Annotated in this window: 12 protein-coding genes; 3 read left to right on the top strand and 9 right to left on the bottom strand. The window is 55.3% G+C overall.

Translation table 11 applies throughout. The annotated features are described in order from the left end of the window. Positions 1 to 196: 196 nt before the first annotated feature. The gene (locus tag DZE2538_RS05610; RefSeq protein WP_038915795.1) at positions 197 to 1,885 is read left to right on the top strand and encodes a methyl-accepting chemotaxis protein; all 1,689 of its coding nucleotides are present in this window, start codon (positions 197 to 199) and stop codon (positions 1,883 to 1,885) included. A 75-nt stretch (positions 1,886 to 1,960) separates the two neighbouring features. Here DZE2538_RS05610 and ybfE read toward each other — a convergent pair whose 3' ends face one another. Both ybfE and ybfF read right to left on the bottom strand, forming a co-directional pair. Then, positions 1,961 to 2,242 (bottom strand): LexA regulated protein, encoded by a 282-nt coding sequence (gene ybfE, locus DZE2538_RS05615; protein WP_012883886.1) that lies wholly within the window; start codon positions 2,240 to 2,242, stop codon positions 1,961 to 1,963. 284 nt (positions 2,243 to 2,526) lie between these two features. After that, the gene (ybfF, locus tag DZE2538_RS05620) at positions 2,527 to 3,297 is read right to left on the bottom strand and encodes an esterase (RefSeq protein WP_038915796.1); all 771 of its coding nucleotides are present in this window, start codon (positions 3,295 to 3,297) and stop codon (positions 2,527 to 2,529) included. Between the two features lie 255 nt (positions 3,298 to 3,552). Between ybfF and seqA the strand changes: the two genes are divergently transcribed. Both seqA and pgm read left to right on the top strand, forming a co-directional pair. Next, complete coding sequence (seqA, locus tag DZE2538_RS05625) at positions 3,553 to 4,089, top strand: replication initiation negative regulator SeqA (RefSeq protein ID WP_023639231.1); 537 nt, start codon at positions 3,553 to 3,555, stop codon at positions 4,087 to 4,089. A gap of 25 nt (positions 4,090 to 4,114) precedes the next feature. Further along, positions 4,115 to 5,758 carry a phosphoglucomutase (alpha-D-glucose-1,6-bisphosphate-dependent) gene (gene pgm / locus DZE2538_RS05630; protein ID WP_038915797.1) on the top strand — a complete coding sequence of 548 codons (1,644 nt, stop codon included), beginning with the start codon at positions 4,115 to 4,117 and terminating at the stop codon, positions 5,756 to 5,758. Between the two features lie 63 nt (positions 5,759 to 5,821). Here the strand turns inward: pgm and DZE2538_RS05635 are convergent, their stop codons facing one another. The 7 genes from DZE2538_RS05635 to kdpF form a co-directional block, all read right to left on the bottom strand. After that, the gene (locus DZE2538_RS05635; protein ID WP_019845415.1) at positions 5,822 to 6,250 is read right to left on the bottom strand and encodes an EamA family transporter; all 429 of its coding nucleotides are present in this window, start codon (positions 6,248 to 6,250) and stop codon (positions 5,822 to 5,824) included. A gap of 103 nt (positions 6,251 to 6,353) precedes the next feature. Then, positions 6,354 to 7,043: a two-component system response regulator KdpE gene (kdpE, locus tag DZE2538_RS05640; protein ID WP_019845416.1), complete on the bottom strand. Its 690-nt coding sequence runs from the start codon at positions 7,041 to 7,043 to the stop codon at positions 6,354 to 6,356. Further along, entirely contained in the window at positions 7,040 to 9,769 is a 2,730-nt protein-coding gene (kdpD, locus tag DZE2538_RS05645; protein WP_038915798.1) for a two-component system sensor histidine kinase KdpD, read from the bottom strand. The genes kdpE and kdpD overlap by 4 nt, the downstream gene beginning before the upstream one ends. Before the next feature lie 50 nt (positions 9,770 to 9,819). Beyond that, positions 9,820 to 10,395, bottom strand: a complete 576-nt coding sequence (kdpC, locus tag DZE2538_RS05650; protein WP_023639235.1) for a potassium-transporting ATPase subunit KdpC — start codon at positions 10,393 to 10,395, stop codon at positions 9,820 to 9,822. A gap of 15 nt (positions 10,396 to 10,410) precedes the next feature. Further along, positions 10,411 to 12,477 carry a potassium-transporting ATPase subunit KdpB gene (gene kdpB, locus DZE2538_RS05655; RefSeq protein ID WP_038915799.1) on the bottom strand — a complete coding sequence of 689 codons (2,067 nt, stop codon included), beginning with the start codon at positions 12,475 to 12,477 and terminating at the stop codon, positions 10,411 to 10,413. Positions 12,478 to 12,491: 14 nt separating this feature from the next. Next, positions 12,492 to 14,177, bottom strand: coding sequence for a potassium-transporting ATPase subunit KdpA (kdpA, locus tag DZE2538_RS05660; RefSeq protein WP_038915800.1), 1,686 nt, complete (start codon positions 14,175 to 14,177; stop codon positions 12,492 to 12,494). Beyond that, complete coding sequence (gene kdpF, locus DZE2538_RS05665) at positions 14,177 to 14,266, bottom strand: K(+)-transporting ATPase subunit F (protein WP_019845421.1); 90 nt, start codon at positions 14,264 to 14,266, stop codon at positions 14,177 to 14,179. Before kdpF ends, kdpA begins: the two co-directional genes overlap by 1 nt. Positions 14,267 to 14,601: the final 335 nt, after the last annotated feature.

The following is a 14,601-nucleotide window of genomic DNA, read 5'->3' on the forward strand; positions in this document are numbered from 1 at the left end:
TAAATATCTAATTTTTATTAGTTTTTAAAAAAACAGAAAAGACTAAATATTCTTATAGTTTTGACGATGACGGAACATGGTGCTTTATTGAATGTAAATGTGCAGCAATGTTTCTTACAAAACGAGAGACTTTCTCATTACATAAGTCAAAACAAGCCTTACCTCCTCGATCAATAGCTCGTTTATGGAGTCAATTATGCAATTCCTAAAAAATATTGCCATTCGCACCGCCATGTTATGGGTGCTCGGCATCTTCTGTGTGTTATGGATTGCGGTCTCGCTCTACACCATGTATTCGTTCAAAACCATGAATGAAACATCTAAAACCAGTGCTTTGCTGGTTAATAATATGAATTTGGTTAATACCGGTAACGACCAGTATTTCCGTATGGTAACCCGACTGGCACGTGCGATTGATTATCGGCAGAGTGGTGATGATCAGAAAGCAGATGAACAGCAAAAATCATCACAGGCTGCGCTGGATCTACTGAAATCTAACCTTGAAGCTTTCAAAAAGATTGATCATGTCGGCATGTCGCCGGAGCTGGTGGACGCGGTAATACGTGACTGGAGCAACCTGATTACCCAGGGGGTTGAGCCGATGTACCAGCGTGCGGTGGACAAAAAGTTCGATGAATACGACAAGTATGCCAAAGACATCGTGCCCGCCTTCAGTCGCCAGTTCAATGTCTCGTTCACCAACTTCAACAAAGCCGGGTCAACGATGTTTGTCGATGCAGGCGACCGGTTGGAAAGTATTACTGCTGTCGGACAGAATATTTTGTTGGCAGGGTTGGTGGCTGGTTTGTTGATGCTGTTTATGACCGATCGCTATCTGGTCGCTTGTTTGACCCGCCCACTTAACGATCTGCGTGAACATTTTCAGGTGATTGCGGCTGGTCGTCTTGGCAAACCGATTCTGGATTTTGGTAACAACTGCGTAGGTAAACTGTTCCCGCTGTTGCGCGATATGCAAACCAGCCTGGCGAACACCGTGAGTACCATTCGAAGCAGTGCGGATTCCATTTATCAGGGCGTGTCGGAAATCGCATCCGGCAACAACGACCTGGCGGCCCGGACCGAGTCGCAGGCAGCGGCGTTAGAAGAAAGTGCGGCCAGTATGGAACAACTGACGTCGACTGTGAAACAGAACGCGGAAAATGCCAGCCACGCCAGCCAACTGGCTCATCAGGCTTCGACCACGGCCAGTAAAGGTGGTGCACTGGTCGACAATGTTGTGAAAACCATGGCGGAAATCTCCGGTAGTTCGAAGAAAATCGCTGAAATTACCAGTGTGATTAATGGCATCGCTTTCCAGACCAACATTCTGGCGTTGAACGCAGCGGTTGAGGCGGCTCGCGCTGGTGAGCAGGGGCGTGGATTCGCGGTGGTGGCTGGTGAGGTAAGAAGTCTGGCGCAACGCAGTGCGCAGGCGGCCAAAGAGATTGAAAATCTGATTGCCGAGTCGGTTCGTTGCGTGGATAACGGTTCCTCGTTGGTGGCTGACGCAGGCAGTACCATGAGCGAGATTGTGAAAGCGGTAACCAATGTGACCGATATTATGTCGGAAATCGCCACCGCATCGGATGAGCAGAGTAAAGGTATCGCTCAGGCCGGTCAGGCGATCACGGAAATGGATGGTGTGACTCAGCAGAACGCCGCGCTGGTGCAGGAGGCCTCTGCCGCGACCCGCTCACTGGAAGAACAGGCGATGGTGCTGACCGAAGCAGTGTCGGTATTCCGTTTGTCCGAAGAACAGGCGTCCGGTCTGCCACCAAGACGCGATCGTCAGGCACCGGTTAAAGCCGTGGCGGCCCCAGCCGCCAAAGCATTGCCTGCTGCGACTTCAGCGAAGAAAGGCAGTGATAATTGGGAAACGTTCTGATGTATTGAGGACGTCAGGCGTCATGGATGACGCCAGCACTATGTAGTTGTGTTGTATTGTAGTCGTGTTGTTGAATTAGTCTTGTTGTTCTGCCAACTGTGCCAGCAGCATCTGTTCTATCAGTTCACTTCGGCTGATGTTTTTTTGTTCAGCCAGCGCATTGAGAATCTCTACCGCTTCACTGTTAATTTTCAGCTCGACACGGCGAAGACCCCGCACTTTGTCACGCCGCAACTGGTTGCGCTTGTTGATCCGTAACTGTTCGTCTCGCGAGAGCGGATTGGTTTTCGGCCGCCCTGGCCGACGCTCATTCGCGAACAGATCCAGCGTGGTGCGATCCGTTTGTTCTTTTGCCATAACTAATGGTACTGCAAGAAATTCGGCCAAAACGCCGCGTTTGATCTCGGAGGCTCACCGCCGGGATTATCTGGTGCTTTTAGCAACTCAGGCCGCGTTTTGATGAAATGTGGTTAACGATGCAAGTGGCCATACAGCCATCCCTCATACTGAGCGCGCCATAATACCCCAGCCGTTGCGGTGGCGACAACGTTTACTGGGGCTAAGACTCAATTAAGGCTTAATTAAATCAGGCGATAAGACAACCCCTTTGCCTGCCGGGTGGATTATCTTCCCTTTGTGTCTTAATTCGAGGCCAAAAAACGGTGGATGGCGCGCAGTACGGCGTCGGGTTTTTCCGCGTGTACCCAGTGGCCTGCACCACTCACCACATGGGCTTTCGCGGCAGGAAACTGGCGCACCAGATCGTCGCGATAGCGATCATCGAGATAAGGTGACTCACTGCCACGGATAAACAGAATGGGGCCCGCCCAAGGGGATACCTCTTTCCAGCCGACAATATGCTCGTACTGATCCCACAATACCGGCACGTTAAAACGCCACTCTCCTTGCTGAAATGACTTCAGTAAAAATTGCACCACGCCTTCTTCACCGGACAGATGAGGCCGCATGATTTCCGCTGCCTGCGAGCGCTGTGTCGCACCCGCGTCACTGACGGCACGAATGGCGGCAAACACCTTGTCATGGCGACGAACCTGATAATCGACCGGCGCAATATCAATTGCCACGATGCCGTCGATGCGTGCGGCAAGCCGTTCGGTTAGAGCCATTGACACTTTGCCACCCATCGAATGGCCTATCAGGATGACACGCTCCAGACCCAGCTCGTCAATCAGTTCACACACATCCTGTGCCATGGCCGGATACGTCATCTCTGACGAGCGAGGCGACAACCCATGATTGCGCAGATCAACTTGCACGGTGTCGTGATGTTTTTGCAGATCGCGTGCCAGTACGCCGAGGTTATCCAGATTACCGAATAGCCCATGAATGAGGACAACGGGTAATTGATTTTGCGGGGATTGTGCGTTTTGCCAGCGATAATTCAATTTCATGGTGAAGTTCATTCAGAGAGACAGTGGCTTAGGGTATCATGACTTTACCATGTCGCTTCGCCGCAGGGTAAACTCTCTCAGGCAGCGTCAACCGGGGCAGCAGGCGGAAAGCCGCGTTCATGTGCAGGATGTGCGCGGTACGTTCAGGATAATCCTGAATATGTTCTCAGCGCTGTCTGCTGCTGTTCGTGGGTTGCGCATAGCCTGTATAATTCCCGATGATTAATTAAAGACATAAAACAGTACTGGATAAAGATGAAAACTATTGAGGTCGACGACGAGCTTTACCGTTATATCGCCAGCCACACTCAGCATATCGGCGAGAGTGCATCAGATATTTTACGGCGCATGCTGAAATTCAGTGGCGCGCAGCCAGCGGCGGTGGCGGTACCACCGGCAGCAGAGTCGACAATCACCCAGCCTGCTGCTGTACAGCCGCCGCGTGACCGGGTAAGAACCGTGCGCGAGTTACTGTTGTCGGACGAATACGCCGAGCAGAGTAGGGCGGTCAATCGTTTCCTGATGGTGCTGTCTACCCTGTATCGCTTATCGCCAGAAGAATTTGCGGCGGCCACCGAGTCGTCGCACGGTCGTACCCGCGTTTATTTTGCGGCTGACGAGCAGACCTTGTTGCTGCATGGCACCCAGACTAAACCTCGCCCCATTGAAGGCACGCCTTACTGGGTTATCACTAATACCAATACCGGTCGTAAACGTAGCATGGTCGAGGACATCATGCTGGCGATGCAGTTCCCGCCGGAGCTGACAGAGAAAGTTTGCGGCACCATTTAAATCACTGCGTCAGGAAGAAACGCCAATGGCTAATCACCCGAGAGCCGGACAACCTACCCGGCAAAGCGACCTGATTAATGTCGCACAGTTGACGTCCCAGTATTATGTGTTGAGCCCGGATGCGAGCAATCCGGCTCAGTCGGTTAAATTCGGTACTTCAGGCCACCGCGGCAGTGCCGCTCGCCACAGTTTCAATGAAGCCCATATTCTGGCGATTGCTCAGGCGATTGCTGAAGAGCGTAGCCGTCAGGGCATCACAGGGCCATGCTATGTAGGCAAAGACACCCACGCGTTGTCCGAACCGGCGTTCATTTCCGTACTGGAAGTGCTGACCGCCAACGGTGTCGACGTCATTATCCAGCAGGATAACGGCTTTACTCCGACACCGGCGGTGTCGAACGCGATTCTGGTGCACAACCGTCAGGGTGGCGCACTGGCGGACGGTATTGTGATTACCCCATCGCATAACCCGCCGGAAGACGGTGGTATTAAATACAACCCGCCTAATGGTGGCCCAGCGGATACCAATCTCACCAGCGTGATTGAAAAACGTGCTAACGCACTGTTGGCGGATGGCTTACGTGAGGTGAAGCGCCAGTCGCTGGACCGCGCACGCCAGAGCGGCCACCTGTACGAACGCGATCTGGTCGAGGCGTATGTCGAGTCGCTGGGTGAGGTTGTGGACATGGCCGCTATCCAGCGTGCGGGTCTGAAACTTGGCGTGGATCCGCTCGGTGGTTCCGGCATTGCTTACTGGCAGCGCATCGCCGAGCGCTACCAACTGGATCTGACGCTGGTGAACGATGCCATCGACCAGACGTTCCGGTTTATGACGCTGGATCACGATGGTGTTATCCGTATGGACTGCTCATCGGTTTCGGCGATGTCTGGCCTGCTGTCGCTGCGCGATAAGTTCGATCTGGCCTTCGCCAACGACCCGGATTATGACCGCCATGGCATTGTCACCCCGGCTGGGTTGATGAATCCGAACCACTATCTGGCGGTCGCTATCAACTATCTGTTCCGCCATCGTCCGCAGTGGAGTGAGTCGGTCGCGGTAGGTAAAACACTGGTATCCAGTGCGATGATCGACCGTGTAGTGGCTGATCTGGGCCGTAAACTGGTGGAAGTGCCGGTCGGCTTCAAATGGTTTGTGGATGGTTTGTTTGATGGGACGCTGGGCTTCGGCGGTGAAGAGAGTGCTGGTGCCTCGTTCCTTCGTTTTGACGGCACACCCTGGTCGACGGATAAAGACGGTATCATTCTGTGCCTGCTGGCTGCGGAAATCACCGCGGTAACCGGTAAGAACCCACAGCAGCATTACGATGAATTGGCGGCACGTTTTGGTGCGCCGAGCTACAACCGTTTGCAGGCATCGGCAACCCATGCCCAGAAAGCGGCTTTGTCGAAGCTATCGCCGGAAATGGTATCCGCCAGTACGCTGGCAGGCGACCCGATCACGGCCCGTCTGACTGCTGCGCCCGGTAATGGTGCATCGATTGGTGGCCTGAAAGTGATGACTGATAACGGCTGGTTTGCCGCTCGTCCATCTGGCACGGAAGAAGCCTACAAGATTTATTGCGAAAGTTTCCTCGGTGCTGAACACCGTGAAAAAATCGAGAAAGAAGCGGTGGAAATCGTTAGCGCGGTGCTGAGCAACGCGAAGTAATGCGTCATCGATTTTAATCAGGGCGCTGTGTAAACAGCGCCTTTTTTATGACAGTTGCTCCACCTATGCCAATGCTACCAGCAACGCGCCTACAGAAATGAGTGCGACCCCCACCCCCGCCAGCAGCGATATTTTTTCACCCAGTAGCAGCACAGCCAGAATGACGGCAAATACCACGCTAAGTTTGTCGATGGGTGCGACCTGCGCGACGCTACCGCTTTTCAGTGCCATAAAATAAAACAGCCAGGACAGCGCCCCTGCCACACCACTCAGCACGATAAACAACATCGCTTTATGGTTGGCCAGTACGGTGCCGAAGAGTGAGGATTTGCCTTGCACCACTACCACGCCGACCAAAAACAACGCCATAATCACGGCGCGAATGGCGGTGGCCGTATTGGCATCCAGCTGTTGCAGGCCGATTTTACCGAACAGCGCCACCAGTGCAGCGCATAGCGCCGACAGTAAAGCGTAAAGTAACCAGCTACTCATCACTTATCTTCTCTCTATTGGTTAGCGTCTTGTGGCGAAAAATCAGGACGCTACGCCTGACGCGGGCAGGGCACCAGCGTCACGAATCATTAAAAGGTGCCAGTTAGGGCATAAACCGATAGCCGATGGCGGTTTCAGTCAGAAAGTGTCGTGGGCGTGCCGGGTCATCTTCCAGTTTTTGGCGTAAATGCCCCATATAGATGCGCAGGTAATGGCTGTGTTCTACGGCATTAGGGCCCCAAACCTGATTGAGCAGTTGGCGCTGTGTCAGCACTTTGCCGGGGCTGGCGAGCAGCGTGGATAGCAGCCGGAATTCGATAGGCGTCAGGTGTAGTTCCTGCTGATTGCGGGTAACCTGGCGGTTGAGCAAATCCACGGTGACATTGGAAAAGGTAATCAGCGGGGTTTCCTGCTGGGGAGTACTAAAGCGGCGTAACGCGACCCGTGAACGTGCCAGCAGTTCGCCAATGCCAAAGGGCTTAGTGAGATAGTCCTCGGCACCGGCATCCAGTGCGGCGATTTTGTCCTGTTCGTCGGTGCGGGCTGACAACACGATAACCGGGATGGCGCTCCACTGCCGCAGATCCCGGATATAATCAATGCCGTCGCCGTCGGGCAGACCCAGATCAAGAATAATGAGATCCGGTTTACGCGTCGCGGCTTCTATCAACCCCCGTTGCAGCGTTTCGGCTTCAAACACGCGACAGCCTTCACCTTCCAGCGCGTTGCGGACAAAACGCCGGATCTCTTTTTCATCTTCTACGATCAGTATGTTGGTCTGTAACAGGGTCAAGACTCCATCTCTTCAGGTTCGAGCGCCGGTGGCGCACCCAACGGCAGGGTAAAATGGAACACTGCGCCGCCTTCGTCGGCGTTGGTGGCCCAGATTTTCCCGCCGTGAATTTCGACAATCGCCCGGCAAATCGCCAGTCCCAGCCCAACACCGGGAATCGAAGACTCTTTGTGCCCACGGGCAAACTTGTCGAAAATGATTTTTTCCTGACCGATGGGGATACCTGGGCCGTTATCCTGAATCTGCACTTCCAGCACATCGCCAGATGCTGACGAGGAGATGCTGCTGGCAGAAATCGTAATGGTCGCCTGCTCACCTGCGTATTTGATGGCGTTTTCCAGCAGATTGATCAGCACCCGCTCGATCAGGCTGGCGTCGCAGTACACCAGTATCATGTCCTGCGGCAGCCGTAAATGAATAGTATTGCTTGCCAGCGAGTTTTCCAACTGCCGTAATGCGCTTCCGGTTAACTCTTCCAGCGTTTGCCACTCTTTACGCAAATTAAAGCCATCAGACTGGATGCGTGCCATATCCAGCAAGTTGTTGACCAGACGAGTAGTACTGAGAATGTGCTGGCGTATTTGGCTGGCTTGTGGCGCATAGGGCGAACCTTCAGAGGCCAGGTCGAGCGTCAGGATTTCAGCCTGACCGAACAGTACCGTCAGCGGAGTGCGTAAATCGTGGGACAGCGCGGCCAGCAGTGAGTTGCGCAGTTGCTCGCGTTCAGCGTCCAGACGAGCATTTTCCGTGCTGTTGACTAAATGCAGCCGTTCCAGTGCGTTAGTGATCAGCACCGTAAAGGTTTCCAGCATGCGCTGCTGTTCCGGGATCATTAACTGACGCGCGTTGGCGGGCTCGACGGCAATGACGCCAAACGTCAGCTGCGGCGTGGTCAGTGGCAGCAACTGGTAAGGCACGCCCGGCAGTGTGGCGGTACCGGCACCAGCAGGCGCGGCATGATCGTAACTCCAGCGGGCAATGGCTTTATCGACGATCAGTTGCTCGGGTTCATCAAGCGCAACCTGCTGTAACTCCGCCGTGGGGGCAGACAATGGCTCAGCCAGCAAGATAGCTATCTTGGCCTGAAACGTGGAGCGCAGAAAATGGTGGCTGGCTTTGGCGATATCCTCCACCGACAGGCTGCGGTTGAGTGCTTTGGACATTTCGTACAGATGCCGTACCCGCTGTTCGCGGTAGCGGGCGACACGGGCTTGATAACGCACTCCGGCGGTCAGATTCCCCACCAGAATACCGATAGTCAGCATTACCGCAAACGTGACCAGATACTGTGCGTCGGCGACAGCGAAGGTACCTTTCGGCACCACGAAAAACAGATCAAAACTGGCGACGTTGATGACGGCAGCGAAGACGGATGGCCAGCGGCCATAAAACAGCGCGATGAGCACCACGGCCAGCAGGTAGAGCATCACCAGATTGACCGGTTCCAGCATTGAGAAGGGCGACCACAGTGCCAGCAGCGTGATCAGCGCGCACAGCAGCATCGCCACACCGCAGCCATAGAGCTGTAGTCGCCATTTGTCAGTAATGCCGCGACTATCGGGGGCTTTGGGCGGTGGTGGCGTGGGGTCGTCCTGCACTGATACCACCACCAGATCGAGGTCCGGCCCTAACTTGCCGAGCTTCTCGGCAAAGCGGGTACGACGCCACCAGCCGAGTTTCTGCTCGGTATGACGCCCAATGACGATTTTGCCGAGATTATGATCGCGGGCGTAACGCAATACCGCCCGTTCTACCGAGGGGTCAGACAGGGTGGCGGTTTCCGCCCCCAAATCTTGCGCCAGCTTCAGGGCACGCAGGATGGCCCGCCGCTCGCCTTCCGGCAGACGATGCAAGCCGGGGGTTTCAACATACACCGCATGCCAGATGCTGCCCAGGCGGGCAGCCAGACGGGCGGCGGTGCGCACCAGTTTTTCGTTGCCTACACCGCGCCCGATACACAGCAAGATAGCATCACGGGTATGCCAGACCCGCTCACGGCCCTGACTGGCGCGCATCGCGCGCATCTCGTCGTCCACCCGGTCAGCCATGCGCCGCAGTGCAAGTTCACGTAAGGCGAGTAGGTTGCCTTTGCGAAAGAAATTTTCGATGGCACGTTCTGCCTGCATCGGCAGGTAAACTTTGCCTTCATTAAGACGCTGGCGTAAGTCGTCGGGGGGTAGGTCTACCAACACCACTTCGTTAGCGTCGTCAAAAATCGGGTCGGGGACGGTTTCCCGTACCCGGATACCGGTGACACCGCCGACGATGTCATTGAGACTTTCCAGATGCTGCACGTTGACGGTGGTGAAGACGTCGATGCCGGCATCCAACAGTTCCTGAACGTCTTGCCAGCGTTTGGGGTGACGAGAACCGCGAATATTGCTGTGCGCCAGTTCGTCGATCAGGATGATCGCCGGGCAACGCGCCAGCGCCCCATCCAGATCAAACTCATGATGATGGCGACCGTAGTGGCTGATCTTCTTCATCGGCAGGGAGGGCAGGCCTTCCACTAGCGCAGCGGTTTCGCTGCGCCCGTGGGTTTCCACCACCCCGACCAGTACGTCCAGCCCCTGTGCTTTCAGACGCTGCGCTTCCTGTAGCATGGCGTAGGTTTTACCTACGCCTGCACAAGCGCCGAAGAAGATTTTGAGTTTACCGCGCGGCTGTTCCTCAATCTGGCTTAAGAGGCTATCCGGGTCGGGTCGACGTTGTTCCTCGTCGGTCATTTCTGTTCCTCATCAATCGGGTCTGTTCTGTCGACACCGCGGTGCTTTAATCAGGGAAGCGGTTTAAGCTTATCCAACGCCATGTTCAATTCTACGACATTCACCACCGGTGCGCCGATAAATGCGGGCATTGGCGTGTAGGTATGGCTATTGATTAATTGATCCACCTGATCCTGCGACAAGCCCCGTGCTTTGGCGACCAGTCCGGCCTGATAATGTGCCGCCTGTACCGAAATGTGCGGATCAAGGCCGCTGGCCGATGCTGTGACCAGATCGACCGGTACGGCATCGTTATCACCATGACGCTGGTGCCATGCCGCTACATTCTGGCTGATGGTTTTGTCCAGCGCCGGGTTACTGACCGCCAGATTGCTGCCACCAGACGCCATTGTGTTGTAGGCGCTGTCCGAGGTCGCGGATGGGCGACCCTGGAAGTACCCGTCACGGCTGAATACCTGGCCTATCAGTGACGAACCGATCGGCTTGCCCTGTTGGTAGAGCAGGGAGCCATTGGCTTGCGCCGGGAACAGCAATTGCCCCAGCGCTGTCGCCAGCAAGGGATAACCCACGCCGGTTACCAGAGTCATCAGCAGCAATAACACCAGAGAAGAACGAATATAATTCATGATGATTACCTTTGGTTACGCCAGTCCGGTGACGGTCAGGATCAGGTCTATCAGCTTGATGCCGATGAACGGCACCAGCAGTCCGCCCAGCCCGTAAATCCACAGATTACGGCTCAGCAATGCCGCTGCACTCATGGGTTTGTAGCTAATCCCTTTCAGCGCCAGCGGGATCAGGAACACGATAACCAGTGCGTTGAAGATCACCGCAGACAACATCGCCGAAGCAGGTGAGTGCAGGTGCATAACGTTAAGCGCGTTCAACTGCGGATAGGTTGCCGCGAACGCCGCCGGGATGATGGCGAAATACTTGGCCACATCGTTGGCGATACTAAAGGTGGTGAGTGACCCTCGGGTCATCAGCATCTGTTTGCCGATATGCACCACCTCGATAAGCTTGGTGGGGTTGGAGTCCAGATCCACCATGTTGCCCGCTTCTTTAGCCGCCTGAGTACCAGAGTTCATGGCTACCGCCACATCGGCTTGCGCCAGCGCCGGGGCGTCGTTGGTGCCGTCACCGGTCATGGCGACCATGCGACCTTCCGCCTGATACTGACGAATCAGCGCCAGCTTAGCTTCCGGCGTGGCTTCCGACAGGAAGTCGTCTACGCCTGCCTCGGCGGCGATGGCGGCGGCAGTCAGCGGGTTATCGCCGGTGATCATGACGGTTTTGATCCCCATGCTGCGCAGTTCAGCGAAGCGTTCCTTGATCCCGCCTTTGACGATATCTTTCAGCGCCACGACGCCCAACACGCGTTTGCCTTCCGCCACCACTAACGGGGTGCTGCCTTGTCGTGCAACGCTGGCGACAGCGTCGTCCACTTCTGCCGGGAATTGCCCCTGATTGGCTTCAATGTAGCGACGCAGCGCATCCACCGCGCCTTTGCGGATAGTGCGGCCCTGGATATTGACACCACTCATGCGTGTTTGTGCTGAGAACGGCACGAAGGTGGCGTCCAAATCCTGTAACGCACGTTCACGCAGGCCAAAGCGTTGTTTTGCCAGCACCACGATGCTGCGACCTTCCGGCGTTTCATCCGCCAGTGACGCCAGTTGCGCCGCATCGGCCAGCGATTGTTCACTGACCCCCGGTGCAGGCAGAAACGCTGAGGCCTGACGATTGCCGAGCGTGATGGTGCCGGTTTTGTCCAGCAGCAGCACATCGATATCGCCAGCGGCCTCGACAGCACGACCACTGGTGGCGATGACGTTGGCACCGAGCATACGGCTCATACCGGCGATACCGATGGCCGACAGCAATCCACCGATAGTGGTAGGGATCAGACACACCAGTAGCGCCACCAGAACGGTGATACTGATGACCGAACCGCTGTTGTTAGCCAGCACGCTAAACCAGGAAAACGGCGATAACGTCGCAACGACCAGCAGGAAGATGATGGTCAGTTCCACCAGCAAAATAGTCAGTGCGACTTCGTTCGGCGTTTTACGACGTTTGGCGTTTTCCACCATGGCGATCATGCGGTCGATAAAGGTTTCGCCGGGGTTGACGGTGCATTGGATCACCAGCCAATCGGACAGTACGCGAGTACCGCCGGTGACCGAAGCGAAATCGCCACCGGATTCGCGGATCACCGGTGCGGATTCACCGGTGATGGCGCTTTCATCCACCGAGGCACCCCCTTCCAGCACTTCACCGTCGCAGGGGATCATCTCACCGGCGGACACCAGTACGATGTCACCTTTACGCAAGCTATCAGCCGGTACCTGCTGGGTGGCCGCATCGTGATGCGGGGTGGTCAGCTTGTTGGCCCAACTGGTTTTCTTCACCCCTTTCAGGGCTTCAGCCTGTGCCTTGCTGCGGCCTTCCGCCAGCGCTTCGGCGAAATTGGCGAACAAGACCGTTACCCACAACCACAGTGCGACAGCACCGGTGAAACCGGCACTGCCATCGGTATGACCTCTGGCGATGGCCAGCCAGATACCGGTTGTCAGCAGGCTGCCGATATACACCACGAACATCACTGGGTTGCGCCACTGGATGCGTGGGTCGAGTTTTTTTACTGAATCCACCAGCGCGTTACGCAACAGAGCGGAATCAAAAAGCGTTTGCTGTTTACGAATCATCTTCTTTCTCCGGCTCAGTGAACCAGACTTGACTGTAACTGCTCGGCAACGGGACCCAGTGCCAGGGCAGGGATAAAGTTCAACGCGCTAATCAGTAAAATGATGGCGATGAGCAGGCCGATAAACAGCGGACCACGGGTGGATAATGACCCTTGGGTTTCCGGTTGGCGTTTTTTCGCCACCAGTGAACCGGCGATAGCCAGTACCGGAATCAGCGATGAGAAACGGCCTATCAGCATGGCGATGCCCAGCGTCACGTTGTAAAACGGGGTGTTGACGGTGAGACCACCAAACGCGCTGCCGTTGTTGTTGGCAGCAGATGAGTAGGCGTACAGCACCTCGCTAAAACCGTGTGCTCCGGGGTTCAGAATACCGGCGCGACCGGCTTCGGTACTGAGTGCCAGTGCCGTACCCAGTAACACCAGCGCTGGGGTGATGAGAATAGCCAACGCCGCCATTTTCATTTCCCATGCCTCGATTTTCTTACCCAGGTATTCCGGGGTGCGGCCGATCATCAGTCCGGCGATAAAGACAGTCAGCAAGACGAACACCAGCATGCCGTAAAAACCGGAACCAACGCCGCCGAAGATCACTTCGCCAATCTGCATCAACCACATCGGGATCAGGCCACCCAGCGCGGTAAATGAATCGTGCATGGCGTTAACCGCACCACAAGACGTGGCGGTGGTAATGGCGGCGAAAAAGGCTGATGTCAGTACACCGAAGCGCGATTCCTTACCTTCCATGTTTTGCGCGCTGTCTGCACCCAGCGATAACAGATGCGGGTTACCACTCACTTCGGCATACATCACAACGACCGTCGCGACGATCAGCATCAGTGACATCGCCCACAACAGGGTATGACCCTGGCGTCGGTCGTTGACCACCCGACCAAAGGCAAAGCACAGCGCTGCTGGGATCAGCAGAATGGACAGCATCTGCACGAAGTTGGTCAGCGCATTCGGGTTTTCAAACGGGTGGGCCGAGTTGGCGCCAAAAAAGCCGCCGCCGTTGGTGCCCAGCATTTTTATCGCTTCCTGTGAGGCCAATGGCCCCATCGGCAGCACCTGTGATGCCCCTTCCAGCGTGGTGATGTGCTGGTAAGGTAGGAAGTTTTGAATGCTTCCCTGGCTGATGAAGAACAGGCTGAGCAACAGCGAAATCGGCAGCAGCAGATACAGATTGATGCGTAGCAGATCCAACCAGGCGTTGCCCAATTCGTGGGTGGTGCGGCGTGCGAAGGCGCGCATCAGTACGAATGCGACAGCGATGCCGGTCGCAGCGGACAAAAAGTTCTGCACTGTCAGCCCGACCATCTGGCTGAAATAACTCAGAGCACTTTCCCCGCTGTAAGCCTGCCAGTCAGTGTTCGTGACAAAACTGATTGCGGTGTTGAGCGCCAGATGCCAGGACATCCCCGGCATCTGCTGTGGGTTCAGCGGCAAATGATCCTGATACAGGAGTATCAGAAACAGCAGCACGACACCCAACAGATTGAATACCAGAATGGCGAGCGCATAGTGCTGCCAGCCCATTTCACGGGTTGAAAAGCCACAGAGCCGAGCTACGCTCAGTTCGTAATGGCGTAATACGCCGGTTTCTCCTTCCACCAGCCGGGCCATAAACTGGCCGAGCGGCTGCGCCAGCACCAGCAATAATGCGAACAGGCTGACGATGAGTAAAAAAGCATCGCTGGGCATCAGAATTCCTCCGCGTTAAGCAATGCATAAAAAAGATAAACCAGCAGCAGTACTACCAGCATACCGCTTGCCACCAAGCCAATATTCACAATTGCCTCCAACGGTGTTGACTCACAATGATTCGGGTGTTGTCTTGCCCGGCGGTGGTATCGTGCCGGTTACCGACAGCCGAGGGAAAGGCGACTTTCCGCGATAGTCAGGCTACGCAGGATGAGAAAAAGAAGGTGCAAATTTCCAAGGAGGGGGCGTAAAAAAAGTATAAAAATGGTGAAAGATGCGTCAGTTAGGCTACTGCCAGGGGAGTGGTGAGGCGGTGGTTAGCCAGCCATGTCGCTCTGACACGATGGCGAGATGAGAGATCAGGGTGTAACGCAGTGGTTAAAAAGTTAACCTAAATTTAACTTATTGATGGGTATGAAAAAAT

Source organism: Dickeya zeae NCPPB 2538, assembly GCF_000406165.1.
GTDB classification, from domain to species: domain Bacteria; phylum Pseudomonadota; class Gammaproteobacteria; order Enterobacterales; family Enterobacteriaceae; genus Dickeya; species Dickeya zeae.